The 18,993-nt window shown below is 69.1% G+C and carries 19 protein-coding genes; all 19 read right to left on the minus strand.

Going from position 1 to position 18,993, the window contains the following annotated elements:
- Window positions 1-11: 11 nt before the first annotated feature.
- Window positions 12-596, minus strand: coding sequence for a Trp biosynthesis-associated membrane protein (locus tag ABTV68_RS10205; RefSeq protein WP_433677525.1), 585 nt, complete (start codon window positions 594-596; stop codon window positions 12-14).
- Window positions 593-940, minus strand: coding sequence for a phosphoribosyl-AMP cyclohydrolase (hisI, locus tag ABTV68_RS10210; RefSeq protein WP_433677526.1), 348 nt, complete (start codon window positions 938-940; stop codon window positions 593-595). The genes ABTV68_RS10205 and hisI overlap by 4 nt, the downstream gene beginning before the upstream one ends.
- Entirely contained in the window at window positions 937-1,698 is a 762-nt protein-coding gene (gene hisF / locus ABTV68_RS10215) for an imidazole glycerol phosphate synthase subunit HisF (protein ID WP_433677527.1), read from the minus strand. The genes hisI and hisF overlap by 4 nt, the downstream gene beginning before the upstream one ends.
- Window positions 1,698-2,537 carry an ATP phosphoribosyltransferase gene (gene hisG / locus ABTV68_RS10220; RefSeq protein ID WP_433677528.1) on the minus strand — a complete coding sequence of 280 codons (840 nt, stop codon included), beginning with the start codon at window positions 2,535-2,537 and terminating at the stop codon, window positions 1,698-1,700. Before hisG ends, hisF begins: the two co-directional genes overlap by 1 nt.
- Before the next feature lie 23 nt (window positions 2,538-2,560).
- A complete protein-coding gene (locus ABTV68_RS10225) occupies window positions 2,561-2,824 on the minus strand; it encodes a phosphoribosyl-ATP diphosphatase (protein ID WP_404922532.1) in 264 nt (87 codons plus the stop codon).
- Window positions 2,825-2,833: 9 nt separating this feature from the next.
- Window positions 2,834-3,535: a ribulose-phosphate 3-epimerase gene (gene rpe / locus ABTV68_RS10230; RefSeq protein WP_433677529.1), complete on the minus strand. Its 702-nt coding sequence runs from the start codon at window positions 3,533-3,535 to the stop codon at window positions 2,834-2,836.
- On the minus strand, window positions 3,532-4,905 hold the full coding sequence (locus ABTV68_RS10235) for an RsmB/NOP family class I SAM-dependent RNA methyltransferase (protein WP_433677530.1): 1,374 nt from the start codon (window positions 4,903-4,905) through the stop codon (window positions 3,532-3,534). Before ABTV68_RS10235 ends, rpe begins: the two co-directional genes overlap by 4 nt.
- Window positions 4,902-5,861, minus strand: coding sequence for a methionyl-tRNA formyltransferase (locus ABTV68_RS10240; protein ID WP_433677531.1), 960 nt, complete (start codon window positions 5,859-5,861; stop codon window positions 4,902-4,904). Before ABTV68_RS10240 ends, ABTV68_RS10235 begins: the two co-directional genes overlap by 4 nt.
- 8 nt (window positions 5,862-5,869) lie before the next feature.
- Window positions 5,870-7,888: a primosomal protein N' gene (locus tag ABTV68_RS10245; protein WP_433673561.1), complete on the minus strand. Its 2,019-nt coding sequence runs from the start codon at window positions 7,886-7,888 to the stop codon at window positions 5,870-5,872.
- An 11-nt stretch (window positions 7,889-7,899) separates the two neighbouring features.
- Window positions 7,900-9,093: a methionine adenosyltransferase gene (gene metK / locus ABTV68_RS10250; RefSeq protein ID WP_433673562.1), complete on the minus strand. Its 1,194-nt coding sequence runs from the start codon at window positions 9,091-9,093 to the stop codon at window positions 7,900-7,902.
- A 92-nt stretch (window positions 9,094-9,185) separates the two neighbouring features.
- Entirely contained in the window at window positions 9,186-9,440 is a 255-nt protein-coding gene (rpoZ, locus tag ABTV68_RS10255) for a DNA-directed RNA polymerase subunit omega (protein WP_231090195.1), read from the minus strand.
- A gap of 58 nt (window positions 9,441-9,498) precedes the next feature.
- Entirely contained in the window at window positions 9,499-10,407 is a 909-nt protein-coding gene (gene gmk / locus ABTV68_RS10260; RefSeq protein ID WP_433673563.1) for a guanylate kinase, read from the minus strand.
- The gene (gene pyrF / locus ABTV68_RS10265) at window positions 10,400-11,251 is read right to left on the minus strand and encodes an orotidine-5'-phosphate decarboxylase (protein ID WP_433673564.1); all 852 of its coding nucleotides are present in this window, start codon (window positions 11,249-11,251) and stop codon (window positions 10,400-10,402) included. The genes gmk and pyrF overlap by 8 nt, the downstream gene beginning before the upstream one ends.
- Complete coding sequence (gene carB, locus ABTV68_RS10270; RefSeq protein ID WP_433673565.1) at window positions 11,248-14,544, minus strand: carbamoyl-phosphate synthase large subunit; 3,297 nt, start codon at window positions 14,542-14,544, stop codon at window positions 11,248-11,250. Before carB ends, pyrF begins: the two co-directional genes overlap by 4 nt.
- A complete protein-coding gene (carA, locus tag ABTV68_RS10275; RefSeq protein ID WP_433673566.1) occupies window positions 14,544-15,698 on the minus strand; it encodes a glutamine-hydrolyzing carbamoyl-phosphate synthase small subunit in 1,155 nt (384 codons plus the stop codon). The genes carB and carA overlap by 1 nt, the downstream gene beginning before the upstream one ends.
- A complete protein-coding gene (locus ABTV68_RS10280; protein ID WP_433673567.1) occupies window positions 15,695-16,201 on the minus strand; it encodes a hypothetical protein in 507 nt (168 codons plus the stop codon). Before ABTV68_RS10280 ends, carA begins: the two co-directional genes overlap by 4 nt.
- On the minus strand, window positions 16,198-17,499 hold the full coding sequence (locus tag ABTV68_RS10285; protein ID WP_433673568.1) for a dihydroorotase: 1,302 nt from the start codon (window positions 17,497-17,499) through the stop codon (window positions 16,198-16,200). The genes ABTV68_RS10280 and ABTV68_RS10285 overlap by 4 nt, the downstream gene beginning before the upstream one ends.
- Window positions 17,496-18,464, minus strand: coding sequence for an aspartate carbamoyltransferase catalytic subunit (locus ABTV68_RS10290; protein ID WP_433673569.1), 969 nt, complete (start codon window positions 18,462-18,464; stop codon window positions 17,496-17,498). Before ABTV68_RS10290 ends, ABTV68_RS10285 begins: the two co-directional genes overlap by 4 nt.
- The gene (pyrR, locus tag ABTV68_RS10295; RefSeq protein WP_433673570.1) at window positions 18,461-18,991 is read right to left on the minus strand and encodes a bifunctional pyr operon transcriptional regulator/uracil phosphoribosyltransferase PyrR; all 531 of its coding nucleotides are present in this window, start codon (window positions 18,989-18,991) and stop codon (window positions 18,461-18,463) included. Before pyrR ends, ABTV68_RS10290 begins: the two co-directional genes overlap by 4 nt.
- Window positions 18,992-18,993: the final 2 nt, after the last annotated feature.

Genomic DNA, 18,993 nt, shown 5'->3' on the forward strand with positions numbered 1-18,993 from the left:
GGGTCGGTGGATCAGGACGTGGGGTCGTCTCCGCGGCTCAGTTCATCCCAGCTGTCGACCGCGTCCAGCGGTCCATCGCCGTGGTGCTGCGCGCCACCGGTTCGGTATCGCGAGCTCCCGGTCCGCCACCGCGACGCGGTGAAGAGCACGAAGCCACCCGCCACGACGAGCAGAATCCACGCCGCGAGTGCCACGATCGGCCAGGCCGTGAGGGACACCGAGCCGATGAGTGTCGACACGGCGTCGTCACCGGAGATACCGGTGGCCTTCGTGATTGCGGGAGCGACTGCCGCCAGCGGCACACCGGTGAGGAGGGGAACGGTCTGCGCCAGCAGCGCAGCGCCGATGAGCACGGCGATGACGCCGAACACGTAGCGCAGCACGCGCCCGGCCAGCGAAAGCACGACGCCCAGGGCCATCGCGGCCAGGCTCAGCGGAGTCAGCAGCGGGAGCGCCGCTGAGCCGGTCACCGCCAGCGCCTGATTCGCGCCGTCATCGACGATCACGTTCAGCCATGTCTGGGTCGCGGCGATCAGTCCGAGCGCGCCGCCGAGGAGGATCGCGAGCACAGAGGTCGAGCGCGCGCGCTCGATCATGACGCCGCTCCGGACGTCAGGGGCAGGAACCGGTCATCGAAGCAGGTGCGCGAGCCGGTGTGGCAGGCGGCGCCGGTCTGGTCGACGAGCATCAGCAGCGTGTCGCCGTCGCAGTCGTAGGAGACGGCGTGCACGGCCTGGGTGTGTCCGGACGTGTCACCCTTGCGCCACAGCTCCTTGCGGGATCGCGACCAGTAGACGGCGCGACCCTCGGTCAGCGTGAGCTGCAGCGATGTCTCGTTCATCCACGCCAGCATGAGCACCTCGCGGGTGTCGTACTGCTGCACGATCACGGGCACCAGGCCGTCTGCGTTGAAAGCGACCTGGGGATACAGCTCGCTCATCGGACCAGCACTCCCTCGGAGCGCAGCGCGTCCTTCACATCGCCAACCGTCATCGCGCCCGTGTGGAAGACGCTGGCCGCGAGCACGGCGTCCGCGCCGGCCCGCACCGCGGGTGCGAAGTGCTCCACGGCACCTGCACCGCCGGAGGCGATCACCGGCACCGAGGACAGCTCACGCATGAGGCGAACCAGTTCGAGATCGAAGCCCTCGCGCGTGCCGTCGGCATCGATCGAGTTGACCAGCAGTTCGCCCGCGCCGCGTTCGATGGCTTCGCGCGCCCAGGCGAGGGCGTCCAGGGTGGTCTCGGTGCGACCGCCGTGGGTCGTGACGACGAACCCCGATGTCGTGGCCGCCGAGCGCTTCACATCCAGCGACAGGACCAGCACCTGCGAACCGAAGCGGTCGGCGATCTCGCTGATCAGCTCGGGACGCGCGATGGCGGCGGAGTTCACGCCGATCTTGTCGGCACCGACACCCTGTAGACGTGCGACGTCCTCCGCAGAGCGGATACCACCGCCCACGGTGAGCGGGATGAACACCTGCTCAGCCGTGCGACGCACCACGTCGTAGGTGGTGGTGCGCTCGTCGACGGTCGCCGTCACATCGAGGAAGGTGATCTCGTCGGCGCCCTGCTCGAAGTAGCGCGCGGCCAGTTCGACCGGGTCGCCCATCTCGCGGAGGTTCTCGAAGTTGACGCCCTTGACGACCTTGCCGTCAGCGACGTCGAGACACGGAATGACGCGGGTGGTGACGGTCATCAGAGTCGCGCCGCCTCGATCGCGCTCACCAGGATGGCGCGCGCGCCGATCGCGTAGAGCTTGTCCATCATGAGGTTCATGCCCTTGCGCGGCACCATGACGCGCACGGCCACCCAGGCGGGGTCCTGCAGCGGGGAGATCGTCGGGGACTCGCGTCCGGGGGCGATCGCCACGGCCTCGTCGACCAGGTTGGCCGGCAGGTCGTAGTCGACCAGCACGTAGCGACGCGCGATCATCACACCGCGCAGGCGACGAAGCAGCGTGTCCACTCCCTCTGCACCGGCGGGTGAGGAGATGAGGACCGCCTCGGACTCCAGCATGACGGGACCGAAGATCTCCAGGCCCGCCGCGCGGAGCGTGGTGCCGGTCTCGACGACGTCCGCGATCGCGTCCGCCACACCGAGCTCGACGGCGGACTCGACGGCGCCGTCCAGCGGGACGACAGTCACGTCGATGCCCTTTTCGGCGAGGTACGAGCGCACCAGGCCCGCGTAGGCGCTGGCGATCCGGACGCCGTTCAGGTCTTCCAGCGTGGTGAAGCGCCCGGGGCGTGCGGCGAAGCGAAAGGTGGAGCGGGCGAAGCCGAGCTCCTGGATCTCGGTGGCCTCGCTGCCGGAATCCAGCAGCAGGTCACGACCCGTGATGCCGACATCGAGGGCACCCGATCCGACATAGGTGGCGATGTCCCGCGGACGCAGGAAGAAGAACTCGACCTCGTTGTCCGGGTCGATGAGGTGGAGGCTCTTGGGGTCGCGGCGACCGGCGTACCCGGCCTCGGCGAGCATGGCGGATGCGGTCTCGGACAGTGCGCCCTTGTTGGGCACGGCGATGCGAAGCATGAATCGCTTTCAGGTGGGGAGGTTCAGAGGTGGCGGTAGACGTCGGCCAGGGTGAGCCCCTTGGCGATCATCAGGACCTGCGCGTGGTACAGCAGCTGCGAGATCTCGAGCGCAGTGTCGTCGTCGGATTCGTATTCGGCGGCCATCCAGGCCTCCGCCGCTTCCTCGACGATCTTCTTGCCGATGGTATGGACGCCGCCGTTCAGAAGCTCCACCGTGCGCGAACCGGGCTCCCCCGCCTCTGCCTTCGCGGTCAGTTCACCGAACAGGTCGTCGAAACTCTTCACCCGTCCAGGCTACCGGGTGCGCGAGTGCGTGTGACGCCCCGCGGCGGTGCGGAGGGCCGCGATGGCGTTCGCCGGGTCGTCTGCGCCGAAGACCGCGGAGCCCGCCACGAACGTGTCGGCACCGGCTGCCGCCGCCTGTTCGATGGTGGATTCAGAGATCCCACCATCCACCTGCAGCCACACCTGGGATCCTCGGCGACCGGCTTCGTGCGCCAGTCGCGCGAGTTTCGCCATCTGATCGGCCATGAACGCCTGACCGCCGAAGCCCGGGTCCACCGTCATGACGAGGATCTGGTCGAACTCGTCGAGGACGTCGAACAGGGGTTCGACCGGCGTGGTCGGCTTCACCGCGACGCCGGCGCGCGAGCCGATGTCCCGCAGCCGTCGTGCCAGGGTCACCGGCGCACCGGCGGCCTCGAGATGGAATGTGACGCTCGCAGCTCCCAGCTCGGCGTAGGCCGGGGCCCACCGATCCGCATCGCTGATCATGAGATGCACATCCAGCGGCACGGGGCTGGTGGCCTGGATGCGCTCCACCATCTGCGTGCCGAAAGTGAGGTTCGGGACGAAATGGTTGTCCATCACATCGACGTGCACGAAGTCCGCAGTTGCGATGCGGGCGAGCTCGGCCTGCATGTTCACGAAGTCGGCGGCCAGGATGCTGGGGTTGATACGCACGTCGCTCACCGTCCCATTATGTCCAGCACTCATGCGCGGCGACGCAGGAGGGCGAGGAACATGCCGTCCGTGCCGTGACGATGCGGCCAGAGCTGCGCGTGACCGGAGCCGTCGGCCGGTGCTGGCAAATCGAGTTCGCCCCGCGAAACGTGCTGGAGCGCGGCACGGGCGTCGAGTTCCTCCACGGCCCCGCCCCAGGTGCGCTGCACATCGGCGACGACTCCGGCCGTTTCCGCGAGATGCGGCGAGCAGGTGACGTATGCGACCACACCGCCCGGCTTCAGTGCGCGAAGCGCGGCATCCAGCAACTCGGTCTGCAGCGGAACGAGGTCTCCGACATCGGCCGGCGATTTGCGCCAGCGCGCCTCCGGACGACGCCGGAGGGCGCCGAGCCCGGTGCACGGCGCATCCACGAGAATCCGGTCGTACGTCTCGGCGTGCGCGGCGGCATAGTGTCGTCCGTCCTCCTCGTGCACCATGACGCCGAGCGGAACACCCGCGATCGCCTGGCGCACGAGTCCCGCGCGCGCCGGCGTGATCTCGTTGGCGTCCAACGTCGCGCCGACCTCGAGCGCCCGAGCGGCGAGCAGAGCCGTCTTGCCACCGGGCCCCGCACAGAGGTCCAGCCAGCGCTCCCCCGCTCCGGATCCCTCCAGCCCGGCCAGTGCGAGCGCCACGAGCTGCGAGCCCTCGTCCTGCACGCGCAGTCGTCCCCCGGAACCGCGCACGATAGGATCCGGCGCACCACCGGCGTGACGGAATCCGATCGGCGAATACGGCGTCGGCTCGGCGTCTGTGGGGATCTCGGCGAGCCCCGGCAGCGCGGACAGCGTGACCGCCGGCGAGGCGTTATCTGCCGCCAGCAGGTCGAGAAGCTCGTCCTCGCGTCCCTCCGCCTTCAGCGCACGACGCATCGCGCGGAGAATCCACACCGGATGAGAGCTCGTGACCGCGAGACGCTCGTCGTCGCTGCGTGACCGATCCTCCAGTCGCGCAATCCACGTCTCGGCGTCGTCGGCGGAGATGCGCCGCAGCACGGCGTTCGCGAACCCGGCGGCCTTGGGCCCGCCGGCGGTGCGGGCGATCTCCACCGACTCGTTCACGGCCGCATGCGTCGCGACCCGCGTGGCGAAGAGCTGGTGCACGGCGAGGCGGAGCGCATCCAGCACCTCAGGCTTGATGTGGGTGACAGAACGATCCGCCGCGATCTCGATCACCGCGTCATAGGTTCCCTGACGGCGCAGCGTGCCGTAGGTGAGCTCTGTCGCCAGTCCCGCGTCCGATCCGGACAGACCGGCGCGGGAGATCGCGGTGGGCAGCAGCAGGTTGGCATAGGCGTCGGAGCCGGAGACCGCGCGAAGGACGTCATATGCGACGAGTCGAGCGGGTGAGATACCAGTCATCGCGTGGTTCCTTCGGTTTCAGAGTCGGTGTCCATGGTGGCCGGGTCTACATGGAGCTCGTCGAGGCGCAGACCTCGCCACCAGTCTCCGGCCGCCATCTCCTGCTTACCCGCCGGCTGCACGCGCACCAGCTGGACGGGTCGGTCCACAGTGCCCAGAAGCACCCGCTTCGCCTCCATCCGGATCGTGCCGGCGGGGATCTCGATATCGGCCTCCACTCGCGCCAGCTCAGCGACCTTCAGCGTCGCGCCACCTACGCGAACGTGGGCACCGGGCTCCGGGGTGACTCCGCGGTAGCGTGCGAAGACTGCTTCCGCTCCCGCGTCGGGATCCAGGAGGCCGTCCACCAGTGTGAGCTTGTGCGCGTAGCTCGGCTCGCCGACCTGCTCCACGGGCGTGGCGCCCTCGCCGATCGCCGTGACGATCTCCGGCAACGCCTCGGCGCCGATCTCGGCAAGCGCGCGCAGTGCGTCGGCCGCGGTGGCGTCGGGTTCCGGCGTGTACGGCTCCTGGCGGTAAACCGCCCCAGCGTCGAGTTCGGCCACGAGCTGGAACACCGCCCAGCCCAGCTCGGCCTCGCCGGCGATCAACGCCCGCTGCACCGGCGCAGCACCGCGCCACTTCGGCAGCAGGGAGAAGTGCAGGTTCACCCACCCGGCGCCCAGCCCCGTGAGCAGCGGCTCGCGCACCAGGCCGCCGTAGGCGACGATGACGCCGAGGTCGGCGGCCGTCGCGAGGATCGTCGCCGTGATGTCAGCATCCAGGCGCGCGGCCTTCAGCACCGGGAGGCCCAGCTCCTCCGCCACAGCGGCCACGGGCGACGGCGTGAGCACGCGCTTGCGTCCGAGCGGCGCATCGGGGCGCGTGACGACGAGCGCGACCTCATGGTCGGATGCAGCCAGGGCGCGAAGGGCGGGCACGGCGGCCTCGGGTGTTCCGGCGAAGACGATGCGCATGGCGTTCCTCACAGTTGGGGATCGGCGACGTCGAGTCGCACACGGAGAGTGGTGGCACGGATGTTGCGGTTCCGACCGCGTCGGCCGCGAAGTGCTGCACTGACGACGCTGCCGCGCAGCGAGGCGGCGACGGCGGCTCCGACACCGTACTCGAAGCGCAGTAGGGCGCGCGAGCGGGGGGTGTCGTCTTCATCGGCTCGCACCGGACCGATCACCGCGTCGGGGGGCAGCGTGGGGACTTCGTCGCGAAGCACGCGCAGAGCCTCATCGACGGCGTCCGGATCCCCCTCGATGACCGCGACGCGCGATGCGGGCGGCATATGCAGCGGGACGCGCTCGGCGATCTCCGACCGCGCGAACGCCGGTTGGGTCCACGTGGCCAGTGCCCGCGCGACAGCGCCGGTGACACCGACGAGGTGAACCGGTGCGCCGGGGGCGGCGAGGGCCGCCGCATTTGACCACCAGCGCAGACACGACTCCGCGATCCGGAGGTCATCCGCCATCAGCATGCGGTCGCCGTCCAGCAGGAGCACGGCGGCGTAGCCGCCGTCGGCACGCGGTTCGGCACCGCGAGTGGCCACGACCAGCGCCGGGCGAGAGTCCACTCGCTCCACGAGATGATCACCGTCGGCGATGATCACCCGCGTGTCAGCGAAGGCTCGCCCCAGCTCGTCGGCGGTGCGCTCCGAGCCGGACGATGCGAGACGCACGCGGTCCGAGTCGCAGTTGCCGCAGCGCCAGCCGTGAGCGGTGCGACCGCACCAGCGACAGACCGGGGCTGCTCCGCGGGACGCGGCGAACAGCGGACCGGAACAGTGCGTGCACCGTGCGGCCGTGCGGCAGTCCGCGCACACCAGCACCGGCGCATATCCGGGACGGGCGACCTGCACCAGTACCGGCCCGTGCTCCAGAGCCTCGCGGGCGGCGCGGAAGGCGGCCGACGGCACGCGCGTCCCGGGCCGCTCCCCCTGCGTCGTGGAGGACAGGATCACTCGTGGTGCGTACCGCCGCGCAGCGACGATCTCGCGCAGATAGCCGAGTCCGACCAACCGCTCAGTGTCCGCGGATCGGGTATGACCGATGAACAGCAGCCCATGGCCGAACAGCTCCTGCCGCACGAGCGCCGCGTCTCGGGCGTGCACATACGGTGCCAACGGCTCGTCGAGCAGCGCATCGCCGTCATCCCAGATCGCGACGAGACCGGCCTCCACCGGGGCGTAGACGGCCGAGCGATTGCCGATGACGATGCAGGGAGCTTCGTCCAGCGTGCGAAGGAACGCGCGATAGCGCTCGGGCCCCGTCTGGCGTGCATCCACACGCACCACGAGTTCTCGGGGAACGAATTCCGCCAACGCCAGTTCGAGCGCATCCTGATCGCGGTAGTCGGGCACGACGAGCACGCTGCTGCGCCCGGCGGCGAGCATCTCTGTTGCGGCAGCCGCGAGCAGCACCATTCCGGCGGAGACCGACTGCCCGCCGGCGACGGCTTCCGGACGCGCCGGTGCGTCGACCACGATCCGCTGCTGCTCTCGCAGACCCTCGGTCAGACCGGGAAACGCGCTCAGGATCTCCGTCGCCCGAGCCTGCGCGCCAACGGAATCCCAGCCTGCGGAGTATTCGTCCGCAGGAGCTCCGGGCACAGAATCCGCGCGATTCGCGAGCCACGCCTTCTCCACGCGCACCTGCCGCTTCGGGATCGCCAGCCGCAGGATGTCGCTGACGGATCCCGCTGCCCGATCCGCCACGCGTCGCGCCAGAGCGTACAACCGCGCGGGCATCACAACGGCGTCGGAGACGACCTCCTCGATGTCGGAGAGCGCGCGTTCCGCCGCCTCCTCCACGCCCAGCTCCACGATGAAGCCGTCGACCACTCGCCCGACCGAGCGCAGCGGGACGCGCACCCGCACTCCGGGCCGGGCGGCCTGCTCCAGTTCCGACGGAACGGCATAGTCGAACAGCCGATCCAGCTGGGGAAGCGGCGAATCGATCAGCACCCGGGCGATCGGGCGCGGAGCGCTCCGGGTCATTTCGGCTGCGCTCAGAGGCCGGCGGCGCGACGCAGGTCGTCCACCCGGTCGGTGCGCTCCCACGTGAAGTCGGGCAGCTCCCGACCGAAGTGACCGTAGGCGGCCGTACGCCGGTAGATCGGACGAAGCAGGTCGAGGTCCTCGATGATGGCGGCGGGACGCAGATCGAAGGTCTGCGAGATCGCGCGGGTGATGACGTCGTCCGCCACTGCGCCGGTGCCGAAGGTCTCGACGTACAGACCCACGGGAGCAGCCTTGCCGATGGCGTAGGCCACCTGCACCTCGAGGCGCTCCGCGAGACCCGCAGCCACCGCGTTCTTGGCCACCCAGCGCATCGCGTACGCCGCGGAGCGGTCGACCTTGGACGGGTCCTTGCCGCTGAAGGCGCCACCGCCATGGCGAGATGCTCCGCCATAGGTGTCCACGATGATCTTGCGTCCGGTGAGACCGGCGTCGCCCTTCGGGCCGCCGATCACGAACGGACCTGCCGGGTTGAAGTAGAGCTGGTAGTCGGAGATGTCGAGTCCGGACTCGGCGAGCACGGGATCGATCACGTGCTGCTTGACGAGGTCGCGGAGCGCCTCCTGCGAGATCTCGGGGCCGTGCTGGGTGGAGAGCACGACCGCCTCCACGGTCTTCGGCGTGAAGCCGTCGTATCCCAGGGTCACCTGGGTCTTGCCGTCGGGGCGCAGCCACGGGATGAGCTCGCCCTCGTGACGCACCGCCGCCAGTCGCTCCGCCATCCGGTGCGAGATCCACGAGGCGGCCGGCATCAGCTGCGGCGTCTCGTTCGTGGCGAAGCCGAACATGATGCCCTGATCGCCCGCGCCCTGCTCGTCGCGGAGGTCCCCCGAGCCCTCGCGCGCCTCCAACGCCGTGCTCACCCCGGCGTGGATGTCGCTGGACTGCTCGCCGACGGAGATCGAGACGCCGCACGAGTCACCGTCGAATCCGGTGTCGCTGGAGCGATAGCCGATGTCGGTGATCACCTGGCGCACGATCCCCGTGATGTCGGAGTACGAGTCGGTGCGCACCTCCCCCGCGACGTGCACGAGCCCCGTGGTGACCATGGTCTCCACCGCGACTTTCGCTCCCGGATCCTGGCGCAGCAGGTCATCGAGGATGGCATCGGAGATCTGGTCGCAGATCTTGTCGGGGTGCCCCTCCGTGACGGATTCCGAGGTGAACAGGCGAAGGTCGGTCATCGTGACTCCGAGCGGTCGGGGGGATGGGAAGGGTCGGGAAACGAGTATGCCCGCCGTCACGGACATTCCGAGACGGCGGGCAATACGATGACTTACTCAGCGGCGCGCAGGCGCAGCTTGTCCTCGTTGATCTCGTGCAGGGCGATGGTGAGCGGCTTGTCCTCCACCGACGAGTCGACCAGCGGGCCGACGTTGTCGAAGAGGTTGCCCTCCTGCAGGTCGGAGTAGTAGTCGTTGATCTGACGCGCGCGCTTGGACGCGTAGATCACGAGCTGGTACTTCGAGTCGACCTTGTTGAGCAGGTTGTCGATGGGGGGATCGATGATCCCGCCGTTGTGTCCGGCCATGGCAAACCTCCTGGATGCGGCGACGGATGCGTAATGCGTTGGTGGGCGCGCGAAAATATCAGCGCGCCGGTGCCTCGTACAAGTCTACGACCTCGCGCGCCGCCGTGGCGACATCCTCGTTCACGACACGGAAGTCGAACTCATTCTGGAAGGCCAGCTCGGTCTTGGCGGTGCGCAGTCGACGGGCGCGTTCCTCGGCGTCCTCGGTGCCGCGGCCGACCAGCCGGTTCACCAGCTCGTCCCACGACGGCGGCAGCAGGAACACCAGCGTGGCGCTGGGGTCGTTGTCGCGCACCTGGCGGGCGCCCTGCAGGTCGATCTCGAGCAGGACCTTGTGACCCTCTGCCAGCGCCTTCTCGATCGGACCGCGCGGCGTTCCGTAGCGGTGCTTGTTGTGGACGGTGGCCCACTCCAGCAGCTCGCCCGCCGCGATCATCCGGTCGAACTCCGCGTCGTCCACGAAAAAGTAGTGAACTCCGTCCTGCTCCCCCGGGCGCGGAGCGCGGGTGGTCGCGGACACCGACAGCATGATGTCGGGGTGATCCTCCCGGATCTTCGCGGCGACCGTGCCCTTGCCGACGGCGGTGGGGCCGGCCAGGACGAGCAGCCGGCTTCGTCCGTGCCGTGCACGCCCCTGCGGAACGCGCCAGTCCAGCCACGTCTGCAGCTCGCGCTGCTGACGCGCGCCGAGTCCGCCCAGGCGCTTGACCGGGGAGATGCCGAGTTCCTCCAGAATGCGGTCGCGCTTGCCCACGCCGATCGCGGGGATCGCCGTGAGGAACTCGGTGACGCGCATGGTTCCCGAGGGCGTGGTCGGATCCTCCAGAGCACGCCGCAGCACCTCCTGCGGCGAGACCACGCGTGAGCTCAGGTCACGTTTCAGCGACGCGCGAGCGCGCCGGGCGGCCACCGCCTTCTGCGATGCCGCGATTCGATCCACCTCGGGGGGACGCTGGCCTTCAGCCACGAGCGATCTCCAGTTCTTCGTTGCGCGTGCGGATCGCGGGGATCAGGCCATGAGGGCCGGCACGCAGGATGCCGCGGCTTTCGCTCGCGATGACAGTCGGCGCCAGGGCGCCGAAGATGTCCCCCAAGTCGCGCAGCAACGCGCCCTGCGCACCGAACCCGGGCGCCAGAATCGGCGCGGGCGGGTCCAGGTGCGCGGGAACGCCGCGCGCGGCCAGATCCACGGTCGCCCCGATGACGAAGCCGAAGCTCCCCCACCCCCCAGGCTCCGTAGTCCGTCTGTTGCGCTCGGACACCTCGTCGATGACCTGCTCGGTCACCGTGCGGGCGTCCGCGTCGAACGCGCTCTGCAGCGCGATCGCCTCCGGGTTGCTGGTCGCTGCCAGCACGAAGAGTCCCTTGCCGTACTGCGCCGCCGCCTCGAACGCGGGCTCCAGAGCGCCCACGCCGAGGTAGGGGCTCACCGTGAGAGCATCGCTCTCCAGCGGCGCACCGGGAGCCAGCCACGCCTGGGCATAGCCCTCCGTGGTCGAGCCGATGTCGCCGCGCTTCGCATCGGCGATCACCAGCAGACCGGCTGCACGCGCCTCACGCAGCACCTCCTCCAGCACGGCGAACCCGGCAGCACCGTATCGCTCGAAGAACGACACCTGCGGCTTCACGATGCCGACCTCGCCCGCACTCGCCTCCACCACGCGCAGCGAAAACTCCCGCGCTCCGGCAGCGGAGACGGGCAGACCCCATTCGGTCAGCAGCGCGTCATGCGGGTCGATTCCCACGCACAGCGGTCCCCGCGTCGCGATGGCATCGCGAACGCGGGAACCGAAGGACTGTGTGGTGGTCACCGGGCCGCCCGGTCGGTCGCGTACTCCTGCAGGCTGCGCACGTCGAACGGCGTGCCCATGGCGTCCAGCGCCGTCACCGCGGCACCGAGGACCGCCATCGTGGTGAAGAGCGCCTTGTCGGCGGCAACGGCTGCCGCGCGAATCTCGTAGCCGTCGGCACGAGCGGAGATCCCGGACGGCGTGTTCACCACGATGTCGATCTCACCGGCGTTGATGAGGTCGACGATGTTGCGCTCGCCGCGCTTGTCGCCGCCGTCCTGCGTCTCGCTGTACTTGGTGACGACCTCGACGGCGATGCCGTTGCGGGCCAGCACCTCAGCGGTGCCTTCCGTCGCCACCAGGCGGTAACCCAGCTGCTGCAGGCGGTGTGCCGGAAGCAGCACGGCGCGCTTGTCCGAGTCGGCCACCGAGATGAAGACGGTGCCGGTGCGGGGAATGCCGCCGTAGGCCGCATCCTGGCTCTTGGCGAATGCCGTCGGGAAGTTGCGGTCGATGCCCATGACCTCGCCGGTCGAGCGCATCTCGGGACCGAGGACGGAGTCCACGGTGTGGCCGTCCTTCGTGCGGAAGCGCTTGAAGGGCAGCACGGCCTCCTTCACCGACACCGGTGCGTCCAGGGGAACCCGCGATCCGTCGTTCTGCGGCAGGAGACCCTCGGCCTTCAGCTCGGCGATGGAGGATCCCGCCATGATGCGGGCCGCGGCCTTGGCGAGCGGAATGCCCAGAGCCTTCGACACGAAGGGAACAGTGCGGCTGGCGCGCGGGTTCGCCTCGATCACGTAGAGCACATCTGCGGAGATCGCGAACTGCACGTTCAGCAGGCCGCGCACGCCGACGCCCTGTGCGATGCCCAGCGTCGCCTCGCGGACACGATCGATGTCCGAGCGCCCCAGCGACATGGGTGGCAGGGTGCAGGACGAGTCGCCGGAGTGGATTCCGGCCTCCTCCAGGTGCTCCATGACGCCGCCGATGTAGAGCTCCTCACCGTCGAACAGCGCGTCCACGTCGAGCTCGATGGCGTCGTCGAGGAAGCGGTCCACGAGCAGCGGGTAGCCCTCGCCGATGACGACCTGACCCTCGTTGCGGACGAAGTAGTCGCGCAGGCTCGGGGTGTCGTAGACGATCTCCATGCCACGACCACCGAGCACGAAGCTCGGACGCACCAGCACCGGGTAGCCGATCTCCTCGGCGATCTTCACAGCGCCCGGGGCGTCGACGGCGGTGCCGTGACGCGGAGCCACGAGCTCGGCCGCGTCCAGGATCTGGGAGAACAGTCCGCGCTCCTCCGCCGCGTCGATGGCGGCGGGGCTGGTGCCGAGGATGGTGTAGCCGGCGGCCTCGATCCCCTTCGCCAGGCCCAGCGGCGTCTGTCCGCCGAGCTGGCAGACGACGCCGAGGATGGTGCCCGACTGTGACTCGGCGTCCAGGATCTCCAGCACGTCCTCCAGCGTCAGCGGCTCGAAGTACAGCCGGTCGGAGGTGTCGTAGTCCGTGGAGACGGTCTCCGGGTTGCAGTTGACCATGATGGTCTCGTAACCGGCGTCGGCCAGGGCGAACGAGGCGTGAACGCAGGAGTAGTCGAACTCGATACCCTGACCGATGCGGTTCGGGCCGGAGCCGATGATGACCACCTTGGTGCGGTCGGACGCGGCCACCTCGGTCTCGGTGTCGTACGACGAGTAGTGGTACGGCGTGAGCGCGGGGAACTCGCCGGCACAGGTGTCGACCGTCTTGTACACGGGGCGCAGGCCGATACTGTGGCGGTGCGCGCGCACGTCCGCCTCGGCGAGACCGCGCAGCTCCGCGATCTGGACGTCCGAGAAGCCATGGTCCTTGGCCAGACGCAGCGTCGCCTCATCCAGCTCCGCCGCGGCGGCGACGTACTCGGCCACCTCGTTGATCAGGACGATCTGGTCCAGGAACCAGGGGTCGATCTTGGTCGCCTCGAACGCCTGCTCCGGCGTCGCGCCCTTGCGCAGCGCCTGCTGCAGGGTCACGATGCGACCGTCGGTCGGGATCTTCGAGATCTCCAGCAGCTCCTCGACGGAACGCTCCTCGGTGCCCCAGTGGAACGCCGAGCCACGCTTCTCCAGCGAACGCAGGGACTTCTGCAGGGCCGTGGTGAAGTTGCGGCCGATGGCCATCGCCTCGCCCACCGACTTCATGGTGGTGGACAGCGTGGCGTCCGCCGCCGGGAACTTCTCGAAGGCGAAGCGCGGAGCCTTGACCACGACGTAGTCGAGGGTGGGCTCGAACGATGCCGGCGTCACCTGGGTGATGTCGTTGGGGATCTCGTCCAGGCGGTAGCCGATGGCGAGCTTCGCGGCGATCTTCGCGATCGGGAAGCCGGTGGCCTTCGATGCCAGCGCGGACGAACGCGACACACGCGGGTTCATCTCGATGACGATGATGCGGCCGTTGTCGGGGTCCACGGCGAACTGGATGTTGCAGCCACCGGTGTCCACGCCGACGGCGCGGATGATGTCGATGCCGATGTCGCGCATCTTCTGGTACTCGCGGTCGGTGAGCGTCAGCGCCGGAGCCACCGTGATCGAGTCACCGGTGTGCACGCCGACGGGGTCGACGTTCTCGATGGAGCAGATCACCACGGTGTTGTCCGCGGTGTCACGCATGAGCTCGAGCTCGTACTCCTTCCAGCCGAGGATGGACTCCTCCAGGAGCACCTCGTTGGTGGGCGAGTCATGCAGACCCGCGCCACCGATCAGGCGCAGGTCGTCCTCGTTGTACGCGAAGCCGGATCCGAGGCCGCCCATGGTGAAGGACGGGCGCACCACCAGCGGGTAGCCGAGCTTCTCGGCACCGGCCAGCAGGTCCTCCATCGAGTGGCAGATCACCGATGCCGCGACGTCGGCACCGGCCTCGATCACCAGCTCCTTGAAGATCTGGCGATCCTCACCCTTCTGGATCGCCTCGACCTTGGCGCCGATCAGCTCCACGCCGTACTTCTCGAGGATTCCGAGACGGTCCAGGGTCATCGCCGCGTTCAGCGCGGTCTGACCGCCGAGGGTCGGCAGGATGGCATCGGGCTTCTCCTTCGCGATGATCGACTCGATGACCTCGGGGGTGATCGGCTCGATGTACGTCGCGTCGGCGAAGTCGGGGTCGGTCATGATCGTGGCCGGGTTGGAGTTCACCAGGATGACGCGCACGCCCTCCTCGCGCAGCACGCGGCACGCCTGGGTTCCGGAGTAGTCGAACTCGGCCGCCTGGCCGATGACGATGGGCCCCGATCCGATGACCAGGACGGAATTGATGTCTTCGCGCTTCGGCATTACTCGGAGTCCTTCGTGTTCAGGTGCGCGATGACCAGGTCGCGGAAGCGGTCGAACAGGTAGTTGGCGTCGTGGGGTCCGGCGGCCGCCTCGGGGTGGTACTGCACCGAGAAGGCGGGGATGTCGATGGCGCGCAGGCCCTCGACCACCTGATCGTTGAGCCCGACGTGGCTCACCTCGACCTGTCCGTACCCGTTGGGGCTCTCGAACGTCCCCTCCACGGGGGCGTCGACCGCGAAGCCGTGGTTATGCGCGGTGATCTCGACCCGGCCGGTGGCCTTGTCGAGCACGGGCTGGTTGATGCCGCGGTGACCGAAGGTCAGCTTGTAGGTGCCGAGACCGAGAGCGCGGCCGAACAGCTGGTTGCCGAAGCAGATGCCGAAGTAGGGCAGACGCGCGTCCAGCACCTCGCGGAGCACCGCCACCTGGGCGTCCGAGGCGGAGGGGTCACCGGGGCCGTTGGAGTAGAACACCGCGACCGGGTCGATCGCCTGGATGTCGGCGAATGTGCTCGCCTGCGGCAGCACGTGCACGTCGAAGCCGCGCGCGGCGAGGTTGTCCAGCGTCGCCTGCTTGACCCCGAGGTCGAGCACGGCAAGGTTGCCGAGGCGCTCCCCTGTGGCCGGGATGACGGTCGGGGCCGTCACCGAGACCTCGGCGGAGAGGTTCTGCCCCGCCATCTCGGGGGCTTCGCGGACGATGCGCAGCTGCTCCTCCGGCGCGAGGCCCGCGGCCTCACCGGAGAAGATGCCGCCGCGCATGGAGCCGGCCGAGCGGATGTGGCGGGTCACGGCGCGGGTGTCGATGCCGGAGATGCCGACGATGCCGTCGCGCTCCAGGGAGTCGTCCAGCGAGCCGGTGGCGCGCCAGTTCGACACGACGCGCGAGGCGTCGCGCACGACGTAGCCCGACACCCAGATGCGGCGGGACTCGTCGTCCTCGCCGTTCATTCCGGTGTTGCCGATGTGCGGTGCGGTCTGCAGGACGATCTGACCCGCGTAGGAGGGGTCGGTGATCGTCTCCTGATATCCGGTCATTCCGGTGGTGAAGACCACTTCACCGAGGGTCGTGCCGCGCGCGCCGTAGGCGTTGCCGGCGTGGCGGGTGCCGTCCTCGAGAACGAGGACGGCCGGGTCGAGGGCGAGCAGGGTCATGCTTCTGTTCCAGTCGATGCGGGGGCCGGGATCAGGGAGTCGATCGCGGCGATGAGTTCTTGGGGTGAGGTCTGCTGGAGGCGGATGTAGGAGTCCACCGGCTGACCAGGGGCGATGAGCCAGACCAGGCGCACCAGTCCGTCGCGCTCCACGACCTTGTCGATCGTGACCGTGGCGGTGCCGACGGACACCAGCGCGGTGCGCGGAATGGAGACGGTGGGCTCACCGGTGAGAGCGAGTCGCACGCCATCGTCGAGCACGCTCACCGTCACGCGAGCGCGGTAGGCGAGGTGCTTGATCGCGAGTCGGTTCAGCGCATCGTCGTGTGCCGTGGTGGCCACATACAGTCCCGATGCCTGATACCGCTCGGCGCCGCCGATCGCGGTGACCGGCGCGATGAGCGCGGCGTCTCGCCGCGTTCGTCGTCGCCAGCCCCAGAGCATGAGGCCGATGAGGAGCACGGCGACCGCGATCATCACCAGAAGGGCGCCCTCGCGGCTCACGCTCCGACCTCCCGCAGCACGCCGTCCGCCACTGTGGCAGCACCCTGGTGGATGGTCCACCGGACGCTGCCGGGCAGCTCGCGACCGAGGTAGGGCGAGTTCACGCTGCGACCACGCAGATCGTCGGTGGTGAAGGTTCCGCCGGCGCTCGGGTCGTAAAGCACGAGCTCGGCGGGCTCCCCCGCCGCGATCGGCGTGCCGTGTCCGCTCAGACGTCCGATGCGAGCCGGCGTGCGGCTCATCACGCGCGCGACATCGTCCCAACCGAGCAGGCCGGTCTCGACCATCGCGAGGTGCACGACACGCAGTGCGCTCTCGAGCCCGACCATGCCGTTGGCTGCTGCTGCCCATTCACAGGACTTGTTCTCGGCGGGGTGCGGAGCGTGGTCGGTCGCAACGATGTCGATCGTCCCGTCGGCCAGGCCCTCGCGCACCGCGAGGACGTCCTCTTCGCGACGCAGCGGCGGATTCACCTTGTAGCGCGCGTCGTAACCGCGCACGAGGTCGTCGGTCAGCAGGAGGTGATGCGGAGTCACCTCGGCGGTGACGTTGATGCCCCGCTTCTTGGCCCAGCGGATGATGTCCACCGACCCGGCCGTCGACAGGTGGCACACGTGCAGACGCGAGCCGACGTGCTCGGCGAGCAGAACATCGCGAGCGATGATCGACTCCTCCGCCACCGCGGGCCATCCGGCAAGGCCCAGCTCGGCCGAGACGACGCCCTCGTTCATCTGCGCGCCCTCGGTGAGGCGCGGGTCCTGCGCGTGCTGCGCGATGACGCCGTCGAACGCCTTCACGTACTCCAGGGCGCGGCGCATGATCAGCGGGTCGAACACGCAGAAGCCGTCATCGCTGAAGACGCGGACCTGTGCGCGGGACTCCGCCATCGCACCGAGCTCGGCGAGACGCTCGCCCTTCTGGCCGACTGTAACAGCCCCGATCGGCTGCACGGTGGTGTAGCCGGCGGCCTCGCCCAGGGCGAGCTCCTGCTCCACCACGCCGGCGGTGTCGGCCACGGGCGAGGTGTTCGGCATCGCGAAGACCGCGGTGAACCCGCCGGCCGCGGCGGCGCGGGTTCCCGTGAGGATCGTCTCGGATGCTTCGTAGCCGGGCTCGCGGAGGTGCGTGTGCAGATCGACGAGACCCGGGAGTGCCACGAGGCCGTCGGCGTCGATGCGCTGCGCACCGGCCGCGCTGAGTCCGGTGCCGACCTCGGTGATGCGTCCGTCTGACACGAGGATGTCGGTGCGATCGCCGCCTTCCAGCGACGCTCCGACGATGAGCAGGGCGTCGTTCATGAAAGGTCCTCTCGTTCGTCGCCGGGGCGTTCTCCGGCGAGCAACAGGTAGAGCACGGCCATTCGAACGGCGACGCCGTTCGCGACCTGCTCGAGGACGGTCGATCGGGGTGAATCGGCCGCCGCGGCGGAGATCTCCAGGCCGCGATTCATGGGGCCGGGGTGCATCACCATCGTAGCCCCGGGAAGCTGCGCCAGACGTTCCGGATCCAGTCCCCACCGCCGCGAGTACTCGCGCTCGTTGGGGAAATATGCAGCATGCATGCGCTCCGACTGGATACGCAGCATCATGAGGGCGTCGGGCGCGGCGGCGATGGCCCGGTCGAGGTCGTACTCCACCGTCACCGGCCATGCGGACACGTTCTGCGGGAGCAAGGTGGGCGGGGCGACCAGCGTCACCTCGGCACCCAGCGTGTGCAGGAGCCAGACATTCGAGCGCGCCACCCGGGAGTGCAGGACGTCACCGACGATCGCGACACGGACCCCGGCGAGGTCCTTACCCCGGCTGTCGGCGCCGAACGTGCGCTTGCGGATGGTGAACGCGTCCAGCAGCGCCTGGGTGGGGTGCTCGTGCGTCCCATCACCCGCATTCACCACGCCGGCGGAGATCCATCCGCTGGTGGCGAGCGTCCGCGGTGCACCGGAGGCGCCGTGGCGGACTACGACGGCGTCAGCGCCGATGGCCTGGAGCGTCTGCGCGGTGTCCTGCAGGCTCTCGCCCTTGGACACCGACGAGCCCTTGGCCGCGAAGTTGATGACGTCGGCGCTCAGGCGCTTGGCTGCAGCCTCGAAGGAGATGCGGGTGCGCGTGGAGTCCTCGAAGAACAGGTTCACCACCGTCTTGCCGCGCAGGGTCGGGAGCTTCTTGATCTCGCGCGACTGCGTGTCGGACATGTCTTCGGCCACATCGAGGATGCGCAGAGCATCCTCGCGAGACAGGGACTGCGTGTCGAGAAGGTGCCTCATGACTCGATCGTCACCTCGTCCACGCCATCGATCTCGGCGAGCCGCACGTGCACGCGCTCCTCGCGGGCGCTCGGCAGGTTCTTGCCGACGAAGTCCGGACGGATCGGCAGTTCGCGGTGTCCACGGTCCACGAGGATCGCCAGGCGCACCGCCGACGGACGTCCGATCGACTGCAGCGCGTCGAGCGCGGCACGGATCGAGCGTCCCGAGAACAGCACGTCGTCCACGAGCACCACGGTGCGACCGTCGACGCCGCCGGAGGGGATCTCCGTGGGGCCGGGCGAGCGCGTGGGCTGGCGGGCGAGGTCATCGCGGAACAGCGTGACATCGAGGGAGCCGACCGGAACGGAGACTCCGGCGATGTCGCTCATGATCGCGGACATCCGCTTCGCCAGCGTGACGCCGCGGGTGGGAATACCCAGAAGGACGATGCCATCGACGCCGCGATGCGACTCGATCACCTCGTGTGAGATGCGGGTCAGCGCCCGCGTGATGTCGGCTTCGTGGAGCACAGTTCGAGTGCCCATGG

The organism is Microbacterium gorillae (assembly GCF_050990725.1).
GTDB lineage: Bacteria > Actinomycetota > Actinomycetes > Actinomycetales > Microbacteriaceae > Microbacterium > Microbacterium gorillae_A.

Bases quoted from the DNA above. Each gene is read 5' to 3' on its own strand.
- carB (WP_433673565.1), bottom strand. From the start codon at position 14,544: ATGCCGAAGCGCGAAGACATCAATTCCGTCCTGGTCATCGGATCGGGG.
- carA (WP_433673566.1), bottom strand. From the start codon at position 15,698: ATGACCCTGCTCGCCCTCGACCCGGCCGTCCTCGTTCTCGAGGACGGC.
- ABTV68_RS10245 (WP_433673561.1), bottom strand. From the start codon at position 7,888: ATGACCCGGAGCGCTCCGCGCCCGATCGCCCGGGTGCTGATCGATTCG.
- ABTV68_RS10205 (WP_433677525.1), bottom strand. From the start codon at position 596: ATGATCGAGCGCGCGCGCTCGACCTCTGTGCTCGCGATCCTCCTCGGC.
- rpe (WP_433677529.1), bottom strand. From the start codon at position 3,535: ATGAGTGCTGGACATAATGGGACGGTGAGCGACGTGCGTATCAACCCC.
- ABTV68_RS10235 (WP_433677530.1), bottom strand. From the start codon at position 4,905: ATGACTGGTATCTCACCCGCTCGACTCGTCGCATATGACGTCCTTCGC.
- ABTV68_RS10285 (WP_433673568.1), bottom strand. From the start codon at position 17,499: ATGAACGACGCCCTGCTCATCGTCGGAGCGTCGCTGGAAGGCGGCGAT.
- ABTV68_RS10240 (WP_433677531.1), bottom strand. From the start codon at position 5,861: ATGCGCATCGTCTTCGCCGGAACACCCGAGGCCGCCGTGCCCGCCCTT.
- rpoZ (WP_231090195.1), bottom strand. From the start codon at position 9,440: ATGGCCGGACACAACGGCGGGATCATCGATCCCCCCATCGACAACCTG.
- hisI (WP_433677526.1), bottom strand. From the start codon at position 940: ATGAGCGAGCTGTATCCCCAGGTCGCTTTCAACGCAGACGGCCTGGTG.
- hisG (WP_433677528.1), bottom strand. From the start codon at position 2,537: ATGCTTCGCATCGCCGTGCCCAACAAGGGCGCACTGTCCGAGACCGCA.
- hisF (WP_433677527.1), bottom strand. From the start codon at position 1,698: ATGACCGTCACCACCCGCGTCATTCCGTGTCTCGACGTCGCTGACGGC.
- pyrR (WP_433673570.1), bottom strand. From the start codon at position 18,991: ATGGGCACTCGAACTGTGCTCCACGAAGCCGACATCACGCGGGCGCTG.
- metK (WP_433673562.1), bottom strand. From the start codon at position 9,093: ATGACCGACCTTCGCCTGTTCACCTCGGAATCCGTCACGGAGGGGCAC.
- ABTV68_RS10290 (WP_433673569.1), bottom strand. From the start codon at position 18,464: ATGAGGCACCTTCTCGACACGCAGTCCCTGTCTCGCGAGGATGCTCTG.